The sequence below is a fragment of the Ramlibacter sp. genome (assembly GCF_035627355.1).
Classification (GTDB): domain Bacteria; phylum Pseudomonadota; class Gammaproteobacteria; order Burkholderiales; family Burkholderiaceae_C; genus Ramlibacter.
The window spans coordinates 1-16,544 of sequence record NZ_DASPLW010000034.1; the positions used below are offsets into that span (position 1 = coordinate 1).

Consider the following 16,544-nt stretch of genomic DNA (forward strand, 5'->3'; position numbering starts at 1 on the left):
GCCGCCCTCGGCGGCCTGGCGGGCCGACTCGCCCGCCATGCGGTCGGTGACGCGGGCGTTCTCGCCGTTCTGGGTGATCGAGGCGGTCATCTGCTCGACCGACGCGGAGGTCTCCTCCACGCTGGCCGCCTGCTCGCTCGCCCCCTGGCTCATGGACTGCGCCGTGGCGCTGACCTCCTCGGACGCCGACGACAGCGACTGCGCACTGGAGCGCACGTTCGCCACCACGCGCGACAGGCGCGCCGTCATGTTGCCCATCGCCTCCAGCATCTGCCCCAGTTCGTCGCGCGAGGCGGGCGGGATGCGCACCGTCATGTCGCCCTCGGCCATGCGGTTGGCCACCTCGACCGCCAGCGACAGTCGCGAGGTGATGCTCACCGTGAGCAGCCAGGCCGCGAGGACACCGAGCGCCAGCGCCACGCCGGTCAGGCCGAACACCAGCGTGCGGGCGGTGGTGTAGGCGGCTTCGGCCTCCCGCGCGTTGCGCGCCATCACCTCCTGCTGGAAGGCGACCGCCTCCTCGAGCGCGGCCACCAGCTTCACCTGCACCGGTTGCGTGATCCCGAGCATGTAGTTGTTGGCTTCCTCGGTACGGCCATCGCGCAGCAGCTCGAAGATCTGCAGGCGCTTGGGGAACAGGTCCTTTTCCAGCTCGCGCATCCGGGCCACCTGCTGGCGCTCGGCATCCAGGTGGACCTGCGCGGCGTACTGCTCGCTCGCCCGGTCATACAGCGCCTGCTGCTCGCGAAAGCGCGCCAGCGCCGGCTGCCAGTCCTGGCCGGCGAAGGCGGCCAGCGCGGCCTTGCGCAGTTCGACCGACTGGGCCTGCAGCGCCCGCTCCATGCCGGTCGAGTGCGTCACCTTCACGTACACGTCCTGCGTGGTGTCCTCCAGGTACTCCTGGATCAGCGCCATGCGGCTGGTCCCTATCCACGCCACCACGGCCAGCAGCAGCAGCAGGAAGCCGAAGCCCAGCGCCATGCGCAAACCGACCCTCACGTTCTTCAACATGCGTGCTCACTCCTCAGGGGTTCTGCCTGTCTTCGATGCGCGGCGGCCGCACGCCGGTGCGGGCCGCTTCCGCGCCTATCGCCTGTTCCACCAGTGCCTGGATGTCCAGGATCAGGGCGACCTCGCCCGAACCCAGGATGGTCGAGCCGCTGATGCCGGCCAGCCGCTCGAACAGCTTGCCCAGCGGCTTGATGACGGTCTGCGATTCGCCCAGCAGTGCATCGACCACGAAGCCGGCGCGCCGCTGGCCGTGCTGGACGACCACGATGTTCTCGCGCCGCCCGGTGTGGCCGCCGATGCCGAACACGTCGCGCAGGCGCAGCAGCGGCAGGACTTCCCCACGCAGGTTCAGGTAGCCGCGCGCGCAGGTGGCCTCGCGTTCGGCGGCCGCCAGCTCGAGGCATTCCACGACCATCTCCAGCGGGATCACGTAGGCGCTGCGGCCCACGCCCACCAGGAAGCCTTCGATGATGGCCAGCGTCAGCGGCAGCCGTAGCGCCACGCGGGTGCCGGCGCCGGGAATGCTGTCGATGGACACCGTGCCGCGCAGCGCCTCGATGTTGCGCTTGACCACGTCCATGCCGACGCCGCGGCCGGACACCGGGGTGACCTCGTCGGCGGTGGAGAACCCCGGCTCCATCACCAGCTGCTGGATCTGGCGCTCGCTCAGGACCTGGCCCACCTCGACCAGCCCGGCGTCCTGCGCGCGCGCCAGGATCTTGCCCGTGTCCAGCCCGGCGCCGTCGTCGGCCACCTCGATCACGATGTGGCCGCTCTCGTGCCAGGCGTCCAGGCGGATGCGCCCGCGCGCCGGCTTGCCGGTTGCGATGCGCCGGGCGGCCGGCTCGATGCCGTGGTCCAGCGCATTGCGCACCAGGTGCAGCAGGGGATCGCCGAGCTTCTCCACCATCGACTTGTCCAGCTCGGTGTCCGCGCCGCCGATCGCCAGCTCCACGTCCTTGCCCAGCGTGCGGCCGAGGTCGTGCACCACGCGATGGAAGCGGCTGAAGGTCTCACCGATCGGCACCATGCGCAGTGCCAGCGAGCGGTCGCGGACCTCTTCCACCAGCCGGGCCAGCTGCGCCGCCGCTTCCCGCAAATCGGCCTCGCCCGAGCGGCGGGCGCCCAGCGAGACACCGGCGCTGGAGATCAGCAGTTCGCCGACCAGGTCGATCAGCTCGTCCAGCTTGCCGGCGTCCACGCGCACGAAGTGCCGGTCGGCTGCACGCCGGGCCGCCGACCGTCCCGGCCGCGGCGCCGCCGACCCGGACGGCTGCGAGGCCATGTCCAGCTCGCCGGCGGCGGTGGTCGCGGGCGCCGGATGCGCGGCGCCGCGCCGCAGCGCGGCCCGCAGCTGCGCGGTGCTCGCGGCGCCGCAGGCGGCCAGGCTCTCCAGCGCACGGTCTTCGCCTTCGGGCTGCAGTCTCGCCAGCGCGGCGTACTCGTCCAGCGAGGGATCGGGGCCCAGGATGTGCAGCGTGCTGCCTTCGCGCACGTACTCGAAGGCCTCCTCCAGCGCGCGCCGGCCGGCGGCCGTCTGCAGTTCGATCTCCAGCCCGAGGTAGCAGGCCTGCGGGTCCATCGCGGCCGCTGCCGGGATAGCGTCCGGCACTACCGCCACGCCGATCAGTTCGCCCAGGGTGCGCAGGTAGCGCAGGAAGGACAGCGGGTCCATGCCGTGCCGCAGCACGTCGGGGGCGAAGCGCACCGAGATGTGCCAGCGCGCGGCCTGGGCATCGTCGCCGATCGCGGCCACCAGGTCCTGCGCGGCCGCGGCGCTGCGGGGGCTGAATCCCGCGAGCTGCGCCAACAGCTCGGGGCTGCGGGCGTCGAGCGTCTCCAGCCGCTGCACGTAGTCGTCGCCGTCGAGGCAGGCCACCATCGCCGCCACGTGGTCGCTGCAGGTGAGCAGCAGTTCGACCAGGGCGTCGTCGACCTCCAGCGCGCCGCGGCGCACCTCGACCAGCACGCCTTCCAGCACGTGGGCGAACGCCACCATCGGGTCCAGCCCGAACATGCCGGCCGAGCCCTTGAGCGTGTGGACGGCGCGGAACAGCGAATGGATCGCCTCCGGATCGCGCGGCGACTGCTCCAGCGTGAGCAGGGCGCCTTCCATCTCGCGCAGCAGCTCGCGCGACTCGGCGACGAAGGTGTGCGGGACGCGATCCAGCCCGCCGGCGTGTGTGCTCATGGCTGCTCCGGCATGGCGGGCGCCTCCAGCTGGCCCAGCCCGCACAGGTCCAGGGCCTCGCGCACCGGTGCGCTGGCGGCCACCACCTCGCTGCGCTGGCCGGCGAGGTGCGCCTCGCGCTGCGCCAGCACCAGCAGCTGGATGCCGGCGGTGTCGATCTCGTCGACCCCGCCCAGGTCCAGGGCCAGGCCGCGGCCGGCCTCCAGTGCGTCCAGCAGCTGCCGGCGGAGCTCCACCGCTTCATAGATCGTCACCGGGCCCGACCAGGCCAGGCGAACCGGCGCGGCGGCTGGCGGCTGCGCGTCCATGTCCGCGTCGCTCATGGCAGCACCAGCCGCGCCACGGCCTGCAGCATCTGCTCGGGGCGGAACGGCTTGACCATCCAGGCGCGGGCGCCGGCCTGCTGGCCCTCGAGCTTGCTTTCCTCGCGCCACTCGGTGGTGAGCATGATGATGGGCACGAAGGCGTAGCGCGGCAGCTTGCGCGCCTCGCGCACGAAGCTGAAGCCGTCCATCACCGGCATGTTGACGTCGCACACCACCAGGTGGATGCGACGGCCGTCCAGGCATTGCAGCGCCTGGCGCCCGTCGCCGGCCTCGAGCACGTCGTAGCCGGCGCCGCGCAGGGTGATGCCCACCACCTCGCGCAGCGATGGCGAGTCGTCGACGACCAGGATGCACTTGCGGTTCACGCAGACCTCGTACGGCAGGAGGGGGGACTAGAAATAGGTGATCTCGTCCGCGGGCCGGGCTTGGGCGCGGGGCGCGGCGGCGGGGCCGGGCTGCAGGTTGCGCAGTTCCTCCGGCGTGGAGTAGGGCGTGGCCATCCGCTGCAACCAGTCGCCCGCATCGGCCACGCCGGCCGGGTCGCCGTCGAGTTCGACCTGCAGCTCCTGCAGGTTGCGTGTGACGTGCGACAGGATCTGGCTCACCCGGTCCTGGAACTGCAGCGCGACCAGCACCCGCGAGACGTCCTCGCGCACCTCGCTGCGCTCGCGCCCCATGGCCTCGATCGCGCGCGCCAGTTGCGCCATGCCGGCTTCGAAGCTGTCGACCACCTCGCGCACCAGGCCCTGGCCCCAGGCGATCGAGCCGCCCGGTTCACCCTCGGTCGGTGACTGCTCCCGGAACGCGGCGTTCACCGTGGCATGCAGGCGGTCGGTGTGGCGCGAGAACTGGTCGCTCGCCTCTGCCGTGCGCGCCGCCAGTTCGCGCATGCCCGTGACCACGACGGCGAAGGGCCGTCCGGCGGCGCCGGCGCGGGCGGCCTCGATGGTGGCGTTGAGGGCGACGATGCGCGTCTGCAGCGCAATCTCCCGGATCTCGGCCGCGTTCTCCTTCAGCCGCGCCGCTTCGCTGCCGATCTGCGCCACGATGCGCTCGCGACTGGCCTGCAAGGCACCGAGCGCCTCCACCAGCCGGTCCAGCCGTTCGCGATTGCCGGTGAGCTGCGCCAGCAGGTCGGTGCCTGCCGGCTGCCGCCAGCCCGCGGGCCCGACGGCCGTGTCCAGCCGTTGCGCGATGCTGCCGAACAGGTGCGCGAGCCGTGCCACTTCCGTGTCGCCCTCGCTGCGCACGGTTTCGATCTGCCGCGCCCACAGCGGGACCGAGACGGCGCACAGGCGCGTGAGCCGGTCGATCTCGCCTTGCGCCTGCCGCGCGGCCTGCCGGCGCTCGGCCGCCTCGCGCTCCGGCAGCCAGTGCGCGGCATGCAGCGCCAGTGCGAGCAGCACCACGGCGGCGGCCAGCGAGGGCCAGCTCGCGCCCCCCACCAGCAGCAGCAGCACGCCGCCACAGGCGCCGAGCAGCAGCGGCACGCGGCCGTACGGGCTCGACGCGCGGGCGACCAGGTCGCGGACCAGGCGGGCAGGTCCGCCCGACCGGCCCGCGGCCAGCGCTTGCAGCACGAAAGTCATGGTTCGATTAGACGGGCGGGGCGCTCGCGCGGCCCGGCGAGTCATGCCGAACGTGACGAACCCGACTTCGCATGCGTGGCGCAGTTGCGGCGATTCCGATGCGCGGCTACTTTCGGCGTCCGAACGGAGGGGGTGGCGTGCAGAGGACGGGAGTGCAACCTGGAGGGGGTCCAGCGGGTGCGGCTGCGCCGTACCAGGTGGACGTGATCGGCTTCGACGCCAGCGAGCGCGACCTGCTCTCGGAACTGTTCGCGCGCACCTCGGGCAAGGCCACGGCCTTCGTGCCGTTCGATCCGGATTCGACGGGCGAGCCCGATCTCTACCTGGTCGATGCGGCCGACGCGACCGCGTACGGGGAGTACCGCGTCCTGTGCCGGCGCGAGGACAAGCCGGCGGTGCTGGTCGACGGCAGCCTGGGACACCCGGGCGAGGTGGTGGAGCGACCGCTGGAGGACGAGCGCCTGCTGGCGGCGCTGGAACGCACGCTCGGACAGGGCCGCGAACCGGCCGCAGTGGCGGCACCGGCGCCGGTGCTGGTGGTCGACGACAACGCCAGCGTGCGGGCCTTCATGGAAGCGAGGCTGGGCGCCTGCGGCGTCCGGGCCGATTTCGCCGAGAGCGGCGAGCAGGCGATCGCGATGGCGGGCGCGCACGACTACCAGTGCGTGTTCCTCGACGTGCTGCTGCCGGGCATCGACGGCTTCCAGGCCTGCCGTGCGATCAAGGCGCGGCGGCCCTCCGCTGCCGGCGCCGCGGTGGTGATGCTGACCGGGCGCAGCTCGCCCATGGACCGGCTGCGTGGCACGCTGGCCGGCTGCGACGCCTACCTCACCAAGCCGCTCGACGAGGACCGCTTTGCGGAGGTGGTCGCCCGCTACGTGCGGCCGCCGCAGCCGGCCCGCGCGGACGGGCCGCGCCGGCCGGCCGTGCGCAGCGATGCAGGCGCTGCTTGTCCCGTCGCCTCATGATCCGGCGCAACTTCGCACCGCCCGCGCCCGACCTGCCCGTGCTGCGCGTCGGCCTTGCCGGATTCGGCCCCGACGAGGAGGAAGCGATCCGTGCCGCCCTGCGAGCCTCGGCGCCGGGGCTGACCTGGCAGGTGGCGCCGCTGGCTGACGCCGATGCCTGGTGCGTCAACGGCGCGCGCGCACAGCTGCTGCCCGACGGCACCGTCCGCATCGCACCGGGGCTGCCGTCCAGCCGGTCGATCCGGGTGGATCCGCGTGCGGTGGACTGTCCGCTGGTGTTCGCGCGCCTGCCGGACTCGCCCGGCTTCCGCCCGCAGTGGGTCTTCGATCCGGCGCAGCCGGCCACGATCACGGCGATGCTGCGCTGGCTGGAAGGCCGGCTGCGTCCCCTCATCGTGCAGTTCCACCTGGCCGCCCACATCGCGGGGGCCGGGCTGGACCTGCGGGCCTGCAGCTGGCACGTGACGCTGGAAGGACGGCTGTGCGCCGTGGTCAACCAGCGCAGCGGCATTGGCGTCTGGGCACTGGCCGATCCGGCCCGGCTGCCATCGGCGCGCTGGAGCCGCCGGCCCGAATCGGCCAATGCGATTCCTGCCCACTTCGTGCAGACCGACTTCTCGCAGCTGATGTGGCAATACGCGACGCGGACCTCGCGCGATTGCCTGCCGGCCCACTACCGCACGCAGACCCTGTTCCTGCGCCGCCCGCCGCGGCTGCCGGCGCGCACGCTGGACGACAGCACCCTCGCGCTGGTGCGCGAACTCGGCCATGCGCCGGCCAGCATGGCCGAGCTGCGCGAGCGCACCGGCCTGGCCGATGCCGCGCTCGTCCGGCATCTGGGCGCGCTCTACATGGTGGGCGCGATCACGGCCGACCCGCGCCGGGCGCCGCCGCCGCGCTCGGTGATCGACGTTGCGAACTCCTCGGGCTTCGCGCCCGTCACCATGCTGCCGGCGACGGCCCGCACGCTGGGCATGACGGTCAAGCTGATCGTCGGCACGCGCAGCAATCCGGCGGGCGCCGCCGGATGAGGGCGGACTGGAAATCGTCTATAATTTCGGACTCGACGCGCGGTGGAGCAGCCTGGTAGCTCGTTGGGCTCATAACCCAAAGGTCGCAAGTTCAAATCTTGCCCGCGCAACCACTTTCCCAGCAGAACGCCCACTCGACCGAGTGGGCGTTCTGCTTTGTGGGGCGTCCGGGACGCCTGGCTCAGCAGACCAGGTCCTCGATGACCAGGAAGCGGTAGCGCTGCCCGTAGGAGCAGTGCGTGTCCTTCAGCAACTCCATCACGTGATGCGTCGTGAGCCGGGCGTCGGCGTGCACGATCAGCGCGTAGTGGCCCTGGTGGGCGAGATCGCGGAAGTGCGTTGCCGTGTCCGCCTCGGTCCCCACCGAAGGCAGCAGCAGGTCGCTGTTCTCGTCGCACAGGCCGGTGATCTGGCGCTCGAACTCCGCGCCCGTTGCCATGGACAGGTCGTCCTCGGACACGCCGTCCTCGCGCAACAGCTTCGCGGCCAGGAGCGCGTCCTGCTCGGTGGGAAACATCATCACGATGTGTCCCCGGGGATAGAAGATGCCGCGCATCGTCGTCATGCCGGAAGAGAGGCTGAAGTGCTTCATCTGACGCTCTCCTTGGAATTTCCCGAACCTAAGTATTAAGGACAAGGCAAGGGCGGACGCAGCGAAAAGTTGAAACCCATTGTTCGCCGGCGTTGCGCCGCGAGTGGCTCGTCATCCTCGGCGCAGCTGCCTCGTCCTTGGCGGCGCCATGGATCGGCTGGCCTGCGGCGGCGCGCGGTCCGTGGCGGCAGACGGCCCCGGTCGGCTTGCATGGCCGCGTCTTCGGGCGTACAACTTTCGTGCTGCGCCATCGCGTGCGAGGGAGGCTCCGTGACCAGGCTCCTGCGTTTGCGTCTTGCGAAATCGCGTGCGGCACGCCGGCCGCCACCGGGGTAGCCATGGCCATCGCCCTTGCATTGGTCGTGCTGGCCCTGGGCTCGGTGCTCTTCCATTTCCTGAGCCCCTGGTACTTCACGCCGATCGCTTCCAACTGGGGCGCCATCGACACCACCATCGGCATCACCTTCTGGGTGACGGGTGTCGTCTTCGTCGCGGTCAACGTCTTCATGGCCTGGGCCGTGGTCCGCTACCGGCACCGCCACGACAGCCGCGCCGACTACCAACCCGAGAACAAGAAGCTCGAGTGGTGGCTGCTGGTGCTCACCGCCGGCGGCGTGGCCGCCATGCTGGCGCCCGGCCTGCTGGTGTGGGCCGACGTGATCCACGTGCCCCGCGACGCGCGCGTCGTCGAAGTCATGGCCCAGCAGTGGAACTGGAGCTATCGCCTTCCCGGCAAGGACGGCAAGCTCGGCACCGTCAATGCCCGCCTGGTGTCGGAGAGCAATCCGTTCGGCCTCAACCCGGCCGATCCCAACGGCCGGGACGACATCCTCGCCGCCAGCCCGGAGCTGCACGTGCCGCTGGGCCAGCCCGTCAAGCTGGTGCTCCGCTCCAAGGACGTGTTGCACAACTTCGGCGTGGCGGAGCTGCGCGTCAAGATGGACATGGTCCCCGGGCAGGTCACCTATGCCTGGTTCACGCCCACGCGCACCGGCTCCTTCGACCTGCTGTGCGAGGAGCTCTGCGGCATCGGGCACTTCGCCATGCGCGGACGGGTGGTGGTGGACGAGCCCGCCGCTTATGAAGCCTGGCTGAACCGGCAACCCACGTTCGCGCAGGCCGCCGACCGCGCGCCCGGCGATGCCGTGGCCGGCAAGACGCTCTACGCGAGCTGCGCGGCCTGCCACGGCGCCAAGGGCGAAGGCAACATGGCCCTGAATGCGCCGCGGCTCGGCGGCCAGCCCGCTTGGTACCTGGAACGCCAGCTGCACCTGTTCCGGGCCGGTGCCCGCGGCACGCACGAGAAGGACACCTTCGGCAAGATGATGGCGCCCATGGCCGCCACGCTGCCGGACGAGAAGGCGCTGGCGGATGTCTCCGCCTACATCGCTTCGCTGCCCGACACGCCCGCGGCACCCACCATGAAGGGCGACATCGAGAAGGGCCGCCGCTACTACGCCACCTGCGCGGCTTGCCATGGCGCCGATGGCCGCGGGATCGCGGCGACCCAGGCCCCCCGGTTGCAGGGCATGAGCGACTGGTACCTGGCCCGGCAGCTGCAGCACTTCAGGGATGGGGTGCGCGGCGGCCACCCGCAGGACATCCACGGTGCCCAGATGGGACTGGTCGCCGGAATGCTGAGCGACGACGCCGCCATCGGCGACACGCTGGCCTACATCAACTCGCGCTGACGTCCGGAAGGCCCCGCATGAGCTCCCATGTTGCCCACGACGAGACCGCGTTCGCTCCCCCGGCGGAGACCGGCGAGGTCGAGCTGTACCACCCGAAGACCTTCATCGGCAAGTACGTCTGGAGCCAGGACGCCAAGGTCATCGCCGTCCAGTACGCCATCACCGCGATGGGGATCGGGCTGGTGGCGCTGGTGTTCTCCTGGCTGATGCGGCTTCAGCTCGGCTTCCCCGGCCGCTTCGCCTTCATCGACCCGGCGCTGTACCTGCAGCTCGTGAGCATGCACGGGATGATCATGGTGATCTACCTGCTGACGGCGCTGTTCCTGGGCGGCTTCGGCAACTACCTGATCCCGCTGATGGTCGGGGCACGCGACATGGTGTTCCCCTACGCCAACATGCTCAGCTACTGGTTCTACCTGCTGGCGGTGATCCTGCTGGTGATCAGCATGTTCGTGCCCGGCGGGCCCACCGGCGCTGGCTGGACGCTGTACCCGCCGCAGGCCATCCTGGACGGCACGCCGGGATCGCAGGGCGGCATCATCCTGATGCTGGTGTCGCTGATGGTGTTCGTCATCGGATTCACCATGGGCGGGCTGAACTACGTCGTGACGGTGCTGCAGGCCCGCACGCGCGGCATGACGCTGATGCGCATGCCGCTGACGGTGTGGGGCATCTTCATGGCCACCATCCTGGCGCTGCTGGCCTTCCCCGCCCTGTTCGTCAGCGCCATCATGATGCTGCTGGACCAGACGCTGGGGACCAGCTTCTTCATGCCGGCCATGGTGGCCAAGGGGCAGCAGCTGGACTACACGGGCGGCAACCCGCTGCTGTTCCAGCACCTGTTCTGGTTCTTCGGCCACCCGGAGGTCTACATCGTGGCGCTGCCCGCGTTCGGGATCGTCTCGGACCTGATCAGCACGCACGCGCGCAAGAACATCTTCGGCTACCGGATGATGGTCTGGGCCATCCTGGTGATCGGCGGCCTGAGCTTCGTCGTGTGGGCCCACCACATGTACGTGAGCGGCATGAACCCCTACTTCGGCTTCTTCTTCGCCACCACCACGCTGGTCATCGCGGTGCCGACGGCGATCAAGGTGTACAACTGGGTGCTGACGCTCTGGCGCGGCAACATCCGACTGACGGTGCCGATGCTGTTCGCCATCGCGTTCATCTTCACCTTCGTCAACGGTGGCCTGACCGGGCTGTTCCTGGGCAACGTGGTGGTGGACATGCCGCTGTCGGACACCATGTTCGTCGTCGCGCACTTCCACATGGTCATGGGCATCGCGCCGGTGCTGGTGGTGTTCGGCGCCATCTACCACTGGTACCCCAAGGTGACCGGGCGGATGCTGGACGAGGGGATGGGCAAGCTCCACTTCTGGGTCACCTTCGTCGGCACCTACGCGATCTTCTATCCCATGCACTACCTCGGGTTCATGGGGGTGCCACGCCGCTACTACGCGATCGGCGGCACGACCTTCATTCCCGATTCGGCACACCTGCTCAACGCCTGGATCTCCATCGCGGCCTTCGTGGTGGGCGCCGTGCAGCTCGTGTTCCTGTACAACCTGGTGGCCAGCTATTTCCGCGGCAAGCCGGCCGGCGGCAACCCCTGGGGCGCCACCACGCTCGAATGGCAGACACCGGAGACGCCGCCGGGGCACGGCAACTTCGGCAAGGAACTGCCCGTGGTCTATCGCTGGGCCTACGACTACAGCGTGCCGGGCGTGGGTGCCGACTACATCCCGCAGAACGTGCCGCCCGCGGAGGTTGCCGCCGAAGCCTGGGTGAAGGCCGAGCGGCCGGCAGGAGCGTAGCGCCATGACCATCGGGCTGGTCTTCCTCACCGGGCTGATGGCCCTGATCGTCGGCTGGCTGTTCCGGCAGACGATCGACGTGCAGCCCTGGCAGGCGCAGCCCGCGACACCGGGGCCGTCGTCGGTGCGGCCGGCGATGCGGACCGGGCTTTGGGTGTTCCTCGGCGTGGCCAGCTCGCTGTTCGTGCTGTTCGTCAGCGCCTACGCCATGCGCCTGGGCCTGGCCGACTGGAGCCCCATCCCGCGGCCGCGGCTACTGGCGCTGAACACCGCGCTGCTGGTCGGCGCCAGCGTGGCGATGCAGTGGTCGGTGCGCGCCCTGCGCCGCGGCGACGGCGGCGCGTTGCGGCACGGCCTGGCGGCCGGCGGTGCGCTGACGGTCGGATTCGTGGCCGGCCAGCTGGCCGTCTGGAAGCAGCTCGCCGACGCGGACTATCTGGTCGCCAGCAGCGCCGCCGCGGCGTTCTTCTACCTGTTCACGGCGGTGCACGGCCTGCACGTGCTGGGCGGGCTGGTGGCCTGGGCGCGCGCGGTGGCGCGGGTGCGGCGCCCGCAGGACCCGGCCGCGGCGAAGCTGGGCGTGGAACTGTGCGCCACCTACTGGCATTACCTGCTCGCCGTCTGGCTGGTGCTCTATGCACTGATCGTGTCCGAGGACCTCGGGCTGGCGATCTGCTCGGCCAGCCCCTTGTGACCGGCGGCCCCACGAGAAGACCCAGGAGAGCAACACCATGAGCTCGGTTCCGGCAGGGGTGGCGGCCAGTTCGCCGCAGCGCAGCCACTGGCAAAGCGTGGTCGCGGACGTGTCCTCGGACCAGCGCGCCTTCAAGGGCGTGCCCTGGGGCAAGCCGATGATGTGGATCTTCCTGCTCAGCGACACCTTCATCTTCGGCAGCTTCCTGATCTCGTACATGACGGTGCGCATGTCGACCACGGTGCCCTGGCCGAGCCCGAGCGAGGTCTTCGGCCTCACGGTGTTCGGCACCAGCGTCCCGCTGCTGCTGATCGCGATCATGACCTTCGTGCTGATCAGCAGCAGCGGCACCATGGCATTGGCGGTGAACTACGGCTACCGCCGCGACCGCAAGCTGACGTTCGCGCTGCTGCTGGCCACGGCGCTGCTCGGCGCGACCTTCGTGTGCATGCAGGCCTTCGAGTGGTACAAGCTGATCTCCGAGGGCGTGCGTCCCTGGGGCAATCCCTGGGGCGCGGCCCAGTTCGGATCGACGTTCTTCATGATCACCGGCTTCCACGGCACGCACGTGACCATCGGGGTGATCTTCCTGGTGATCGTGGCGATGAAGGTGCGGCGCGGCGACCTCGACGCGGAGCGACCCGGCTTCCTGACCAAGCGCCGCGGCAACTACGAGATCGTCGAGATCATGGGCCTGTACTGGCACTTCGTGGACCTGGTGTGGGTCTTCATCTTCGCGTTCTTCTACCTCTGGTAAGCGAGGCGCAGCCATGGACCACACGGACCATCCGGACCCCGGCCTGGGCGGCGGCCATCCGCCCGTTCCGCATGCGCAAGGGCAGCAGCATCCGCTCGGCATCTACTTCAAGATCTGGGGCCTGCTGTTCGTGCTCAGCGCGGCCTCCTACATGGTCGACTACTACGAGCTCCAGGGCCTGCTGCGCTGGACGCTGATCATCGTCTTCATGCTGCTGAAGGCCGGACTGATCGTGTCCGTCTTCATGCACATGCTGTGGGAGCGGCTGGCGCTGGTCTATGCGATCCTGGTGCCGCCCCTGCTGCTGATCACGCTGCTGGGCATAGGCGCGCTGGAGGCCGACTACACCTTCGTCTCGCGCGGCCTCTTCTTCGCACCGGCGAGCGAGCAGCCGGCGACGACGCCTTCGCCCCACAAGTAGGAGCAGCGCCCATGCGCCGGCGCGCCTATTGGCTGCTGCCCGACGTGCCGAGCGCCAGGGCCGTGTCGCGCGACCTCCTCGAGGCCGGCATCGATGCGCGGCGGATGCACTTCATGGGCCGGGAGGATTGCGACCTGAGCGGGCTGCACGCCGCCAGCGTGCTGCAGACGTCCGACGTGCTCGGCTCGGCCGAAGCGGGGCTGGTGATCGGTGCGGCCGTCGGCGGCGTGGCGGGCGCGTTTGCGGCCATCGGCTTCCCGGATCCCGGCGAGCCGCCGCAGTGGAACCTGATCCCGGTGCTGGTGCTGGCCGGCGCCCTGTTCGACGCCTGGACCTCGAGCATGATCGGCATCTCCGCGCCCAACCGCCACCTGAAGCGCTTCGCCGCGGAGATCGCGCAAGGCCGCATCCTGCTGGTGCTCGACCTGCCCCGCGGCCGCGCCGGCGCCATCGAGGCGCGGCTGCAGGCCCTGCATCCGGAGGCGCGCCCCGGGGGCTGCGAGCCGGAATTGCCGTCGTTTTCCTGAGTGCCCTGCGGGCGTCCGCGCGAGCGGGCCTGGAGCGCCGAAGACGGTGCTCTCGAGTGGGACGTCGGGAGGGGGAGTGGCGCGGCTGGCGGGGATCGAACCCACGACCCTCGGCTTCGGAGGCCGATACTCTATCCACTGAGCTACAGCCGCATCAGGGGGACGCGCATTATCGCCCATCACGCCGGCAAGGCCCGGCTGCGTGCATGGCGCGGCCTGCTTCACCTCGGGAGCTCGGCAGTGCGACAGCTATAATCGAGAGTTGGTTTGACACGCGCAGTGCGCACAGATCCCGAGGACGCCATGAGCGACAGCATGCACGAAGAAGCCCATACAGGCCCGATCAAGACGCCCAAGCAGCTGCTGGTCGCCGCCATCCTGGCTTTCGTCGTGCCGGTGGCCGTCATCATCGGCTTGGTCGCCTACGTGTCGTCGGAGAACAAGCCTTCGGGCAGCACGCAGGCCGAGTCGTACGCCCTGGGTGGCCTGACCGAGCAGGACCTCGAGCGCGGCGTCGCCGAGCGCCTGCGCAAGGTGGGCACCGTGGAGATCCGCGATGCCAACCGTCCGCTGAAGTCGGGCGAGGACATCTACAAGGCCCAGTGCGCGGCCTGCCATGCGCAAGGCGTCGCCGGCGCGCCCAAGATGGGCGATGCGGGCTCGTGGGCCGCGCGCATCAAGACCGGCTTCGATGCGCTGGTCCAGTCCGCGCTCAAGGGCAAGGGCGCCATGCCGCCGCAGGGCGGCGGCGATGCCAGCGACACGGAAATCGCGCGTGCCGTGGCCTACATGGCCAATGCCGCCGGTGCCAAGTTCGCCGAGCCGCAGGCGCCGCAAGGCCAGGCGGCCGACGCTGGTGCAGCCGCTCCCGACGCCGGTACCGCGCCTGCAGCGCCCGCCGCGGCTGCGGCACCCGCTGCCGCCGCGCCGGCCACCCAGACGGCTGCCGCCCCGGCCGCCGCTGCTCCTGCCGCACCCGCTGCGGCCGCAGGCGCCGGCGAAGCCCTCTACAAGCAATCCTGCGCGGTCTGCCATGGCGCCGGCGTGGCCGGTGCGCCCAAGCTGGGCGACAAGGCGGCCTGGGCGCCGCGCGTCGCGCAAGGCATGGATACGCTGGTGCAGTCCGCGATCAAGGGCAAGGGCGCCATGCCGCCGCGCGGCGCCAGTACCGCGTCCGACGCCGACCTGCGCGCCGCCGTCGAGTACATGGTGGGCGCTTCCAAGTAAGCGCGACAGCCACGCGATCGATGAGAGCCGGCCACGCGCCGGCTCTCATGTTTTGGGGGGTCCCTCAGTGGCCGTCCCGGCCGGATGCGGGGCTGGGCACGAAGCCGAAGCGGCCGGCCAGTTCGGCCGCGCGCACCGGTTCCGGCGTCCATTCCCCCGCGTCCACTCGATCGGCCGCCAGGTGCATGTCCAGCGTGTGCACCAGGCCGAGCCCGGCGTCGGTGGCCAGGAACAGCCGGCCGCCTTCATCGACGTGGCTGCTGCGCGGCTGGACGACGCGCCCGGTGTGCGTCAGCACCTGGCCGTCATCGGCCAGCCGCAGGATCCAGGGCGCGGCTTCGAGTTCGACATAGACGCGCTGCGGTCCGTTCTGGAAGAACCAGCGCCCGGCCTCGTCGGCCTCGTAGTTGCGGTGGATGAATTCGATCAGCTTGGCATGGCGCAGCACGGCCCCCTTGGCGGCCGGGAATGGGCCCGCGGCCTGCACCCGGTCGTCGCGCATGTACCAGTCGCCGCGGGCATCCAGTCCCAGCCAGCCGTAGCAATGCGGCACGTGGGGCCACTTGGTGATCGCCTGCCGGACGATGTCATCCATCGGGCCATTATCGGCCGGGGCCGGCTCAGCGCAGGAAGGCGTCGTAGCCGGTCTTCAGGATCAGCGCGCCCACCACGACGATGAACATGCCGCGCACGAAGCCCGCGCCATGCCGCAGCGCGAGGCGGGTGCCCAGCAGGCTGCCGGCGACGTTGGCCAGCGCCAGCACCAGCGCGTAGTGCCACCACACGTGGCCCTTCCAGGCGAACAGCGACAGCGCGGCCAGGTTGGTCGAGGTGTTGACCAGCTTGGCCGAGGCCGATGCGTGCAGGAAGTCGTAGCCCAGCCAGCGCACGAACAGGAAGACCAGGAAGCTGCCGGTCCCCGGCCCGAAGAACCCGTCGTAGAAGCCCAGCACCAGGCCGATCGCCGCGGCGGCCCAGGCTTCCCCGCGCCGGGTCAGGGCCGGTGCGTGGTGCTGGCCCAGCTGCTTGCGGGCCAGGGTGTAAGCCAGCACGGCCAGCAGCACGAACGGCAGCAGCTTGCGCAGGAATTCCGGTGACACCACCGTCACCGCCCAGGCGCCGGCGAAGGCGCCGGCCAGCCCGCACAGCGCGGCGGGCCCCAGCGAGTGCCAGTGCAGCTGCACGCGCCGGCTGTACTGCACGGTGGCGATCGCGGTGCCCCAGATCGACGCGCTCTTGTTGATGCCGAACAGCGTGGCGGGGTGGGTGTTGGGAAGGATCGCGAACAGCGCCGGCACCAGGATCAGGCCGCCGCCCCCGACGATGGCGTCCACGAATCCGGCCATCAGCGAGGCCAGCGCCATCCAGATCAGGTCCATCGGGCGGAATTCTCGCATCCGGCGGCAGAGCTGCCGGGTGGGCCCGCGCAAAACAAAGGGCGCCGGGATGAACCGGCGCCCTGAACGCATCTTCTTCGACTACCGCAGCGATCGTTGTCTTGTTCTGCTTGTCTCCTCGGCCCCCCGCTTTGCACGGACCTCGGTCCGCTTGCGAGTGCTGGCAACTCTAGCGGGCAGGCCCCTGGGCGCCATCGGGACTTTCCCGGTTCGGGCGGTCGCCAAAGGGCATGGTTCGCAGGGCTGTTGCCATGCGGTCGCGCCGACATTTGTCGGCCGCTGGCGGGCAAACCCCCTGCTATAGT

General features: G+C 70.4%; 17 protein-coding genes and 2 tRNA genes. 10 read left to right on the top strand and 9 right to left on the bottom strand.

All coding sequences use genetic code 11. From position 1 onward, the window contains the following. From VEC03_RS09060 to VEC03_RS09080, 5 genes are all read right to left on the bottom strand, one after another. On the bottom strand, positions 1 to 1,011 hold a 1,011-nt coding region (locus tag VEC03_RS09060; protein ID WP_324914514.1), incomplete at its 3' end, for a methyl-accepting chemotaxis protein. 13 nt (positions 1,012 to 1,024) lie between these two features. Beyond that, positions 1,025 to 3,202 (bottom strand): chemotaxis protein CheA, encoded by a 2,178-nt coding sequence (locus VEC03_RS09065; RefSeq protein WP_324914515.1) that lies wholly within the window; start codon positions 3,200 to 3,202, stop codon positions 1,025 to 1,027. Next, on the bottom strand, positions 3,199 to 3,525 hold the full coding sequence (locus VEC03_RS09070) for an STAS domain-containing protein (RefSeq protein ID WP_324914516.1): 327 nt from the start codon (positions 3,523 to 3,525) through the stop codon (positions 3,199 to 3,201). Before VEC03_RS09070 ends, VEC03_RS09065 begins: the two co-directional genes overlap by 4 nt. Continuing rightward, positions 3,522 to 3,893: a response regulator gene (locus VEC03_RS09075; protein ID WP_324914518.1), complete on the bottom strand. Its 372-nt coding sequence runs from the start codon at positions 3,891 to 3,893 to the stop codon at positions 3,522 to 3,524. The genes VEC03_RS09070 and VEC03_RS09075 overlap by 4 nt, the downstream gene beginning before the upstream one ends. A 27-nt stretch (positions 3,894 to 3,920) precedes the next feature. Continuing rightward, complete coding sequence (locus VEC03_RS09080) at positions 3,921 to 5,117, bottom strand: methyl-accepting chemotaxis protein (RefSeq protein WP_324914519.1); 1,197 nt, start codon at positions 5,115 to 5,117, stop codon at positions 3,921 to 3,923. A gap of 203 nt (positions 5,118 to 5,320) precedes the next feature. On the opposite strand from VEC03_RS09080, the gene VEC03_RS09085 reads away from it, so the two are divergent. From VEC03_RS09085 to VEC03_RS09095, 3 genes are all read left to right on the top strand, one after another. Further along, a complete protein-coding gene (locus VEC03_RS09085; protein ID WP_324914521.1) occupies positions 5,321 to 6,085 on the top strand; it encodes a response regulator in 765 nt (254 codons plus the stop codon). Further along, positions 6,067 to 7,116, top strand: coding sequence for a hypothetical protein (locus VEC03_RS09090; RefSeq protein WP_324914522.1), 1,050 nt, complete (start codon positions 6,067 to 6,069; stop codon positions 7,114 to 7,116). Before VEC03_RS09085 ends, VEC03_RS09090 begins: the two co-directional genes overlap by 19 nt. 36 nt (positions 7,117 to 7,152) lie before the next feature. After that, positions 7,153 to 7,229 (top strand) — tRNA-Met (locus VEC03_RS09095). 68 nt (positions 7,230 to 7,297) lie between these two features. Here the strand turns inward: VEC03_RS09095 and VEC03_RS09100 are convergent. Then, entirely contained in the window at positions 7,298 to 7,708 is a 411-nt protein-coding gene (locus VEC03_RS09100; protein WP_324914523.1) for a hypothetical protein, read from the bottom strand. Positions 7,709 to 8,046: 338 nt separating this feature from the next. On the opposite strand from VEC03_RS09100, the gene VEC03_RS09105 reads away from it, so the two are divergent. Genes VEC03_RS09105 through VEC03_RS09130 form a run of 6 tightly spaced genes read left to right on the top strand, consistent with a single transcriptional unit; the run spans position 8,047 to position 13,615 of the window. Next, positions 8,047 to 9,399: a c-type cytochrome gene (locus tag VEC03_RS09105; RefSeq protein ID WP_324914525.1), complete on the top strand. Its 1,353-nt coding sequence runs from the start codon at positions 8,047 to 8,049 to the stop codon at positions 9,397 to 9,399. A gap of 17 nt (positions 9,400 to 9,416) precedes the next feature. Next, entirely contained in the window at positions 9,417 to 11,216 is a 1,800-nt protein-coding gene (locus VEC03_RS09110) for a cytochrome c oxidase subunit I (RefSeq protein ID WP_324914527.1), read from the top strand. Positions 11,217 to 11,220: 4 nt separating this feature from the next. Beyond that, the gene (locus VEC03_RS09115; protein WP_324914528.1) at positions 11,221 to 11,910 is read left to right on the top strand and encodes a cytochrome c oxidase subunit 3; all 690 of its coding nucleotides are present in this window, start codon (positions 11,221 to 11,223) and stop codon (positions 11,908 to 11,910) included. Between the two features lie 37 nt (positions 11,911 to 11,947). Continuing rightward, on the top strand, positions 11,948 to 12,667 hold the full coding sequence (locus tag VEC03_RS09120) for a heme-copper oxidase subunit III family protein (RefSeq protein WP_324914529.1): 720 nt from the start codon (positions 11,948 to 11,950) through the stop codon (positions 12,665 to 12,667). A 13-nt stretch (positions 12,668 to 12,680) separates the two neighbouring features. Then, positions 12,681 to 13,088 carry a cytochrome C oxidase subunit IV family protein gene (locus VEC03_RS09125; protein ID WP_324914531.1) on the top strand — a complete coding sequence of 136 codons (408 nt, stop codon included), beginning with the start codon at positions 12,681 to 12,683 and terminating at the stop codon, positions 13,086 to 13,088. An 11-nt stretch (positions 13,089 to 13,099) separates the two neighbouring features. Beyond that, positions 13,100 to 13,615, top strand: coding sequence for a DUF1269 domain-containing protein (locus VEC03_RS09130; RefSeq protein ID WP_324914532.1), 516 nt, complete (start codon positions 13,100 to 13,102; stop codon positions 13,613 to 13,615). Positions 13,616 to 13,692: 77 nt separating this feature from the next. Here VEC03_RS09130 and VEC03_RS09135 read toward each other — a convergent pair. Continuing rightward, a tRNA-Arg gene (locus VEC03_RS09135) sits at positions 13,693 to 13,768 on the bottom strand. Between the two features lie 150 nt (positions 13,769 to 13,918). Here VEC03_RS09135 and VEC03_RS09140 point away from each other — a divergent pair. Beyond that, a complete protein-coding gene (locus VEC03_RS09140) occupies positions 13,919 to 14,842 on the top strand; it encodes a c-type cytochrome (protein ID WP_324914533.1) in 924 nt (307 codons plus the stop codon). Between the two features lie 64 nt (positions 14,843 to 14,906). On the opposite strand, the gene VEC03_RS09145 is transcribed toward VEC03_RS09140, so the two are convergent. Further along, on the bottom strand, positions 14,907 to 15,437 hold the full coding sequence (locus VEC03_RS09145; RefSeq protein WP_324914535.1) for a DUF2946 family protein: 531 nt from the start codon (positions 15,435 to 15,437) through the stop codon (positions 14,907 to 14,909). A 25-nt stretch (positions 15,438 to 15,462) separates the two neighbouring features. Further along, a complete protein-coding gene (locus VEC03_RS09150) occupies positions 15,463 to 16,221 on the bottom strand; it encodes a sulfite exporter TauE/SafE family protein (RefSeq protein ID WP_324914536.1) in 759 nt (252 codons plus the stop codon). Positions 16,222 to 16,544 lie beyond the last annotated feature (323 nt).

Bases quoted from the DNA above. Each gene is read 5' to 3' on its own strand.
- VEC03_RS09065 (WP_324914515.1), bottom strand. From the start codon at position 3,202: ATGAGCACACACGCCGGCGGGCTGGATCGCGTCCCGCACACCTTCGTC.
- VEC03_RS09070 (WP_324914516.1), bottom strand. From the start codon at position 3,525: ATGAGCGACGCGGACATGGACGCGCAGCCGCCAGCCGCCGCGCCGGTT.
- VEC03_RS09080 (WP_324914519.1), bottom strand. From the start codon at position 5,117: ATGACTTTCGTGCTGCAAGCGCTGGCCGCGGGCCGGTCGGGCGGACCT.
- VEC03_RS09100 (WP_324914523.1), bottom strand. From the start codon at position 7,708: ATGAAGCACTTCAGCCTCTCTTCCGGCATGACGACGATGCGCGGCATC.
- VEC03_RS09105 (WP_324914525.1), top strand. From the start codon at position 8,047: ATGGCCATCGCCCTTGCATTGGTCGTGCTGGCCCTGGGCTCGGTGCTC.
- VEC03_RS09110 (WP_324914527.1), top strand. From the start codon at position 9,417: ATGAGCTCCCATGTTGCCCACGACGAGACCGCGTTCGCTCCCCCGGCG.
- VEC03_RS09115 (WP_324914528.1), top strand. From the start codon at position 11,221: ATGACCATCGGGCTGGTCTTCCTCACCGGGCTGATGGCCCTGATCGTC.
- VEC03_RS09120 (WP_324914529.1), top strand. From the start codon at position 11,948: ATGAGCTCGGTTCCGGCAGGGGTGGCGGCCAGTTCGCCGCAGCGCAGC.
- VEC03_RS09125 (WP_324914531.1), top strand. From the start codon at position 12,681: ATGGACCACACGGACCATCCGGACCCCGGCCTGGGCGGCGGCCATCCG.
- VEC03_RS09130 (WP_324914532.1), top strand. From the start codon at position 13,100: ATGCGCCGGCGCGCCTATTGGCTGCTGCCCGACGTGCCGAGCGCCAGG.
- VEC03_RS09140 (WP_324914533.1), top strand. From the start codon at position 13,919: ATGAGCGACAGCATGCACGAAGAAGCCCATACAGGCCCGATCAAGACG.
- VEC03_RS09145 (WP_324914535.1), bottom strand. From the start codon at position 15,437: ATGGATGACATCGTCCGGCAGGCGATCACCAAGTGGCCCCACGTGCCG.
- VEC03_RS09150 (WP_324914536.1), bottom strand. From the start codon at position 16,221: ATGGACCTGATCTGGATGGCGCTGGCCTCGCTGATGGCCGGATTCGTG.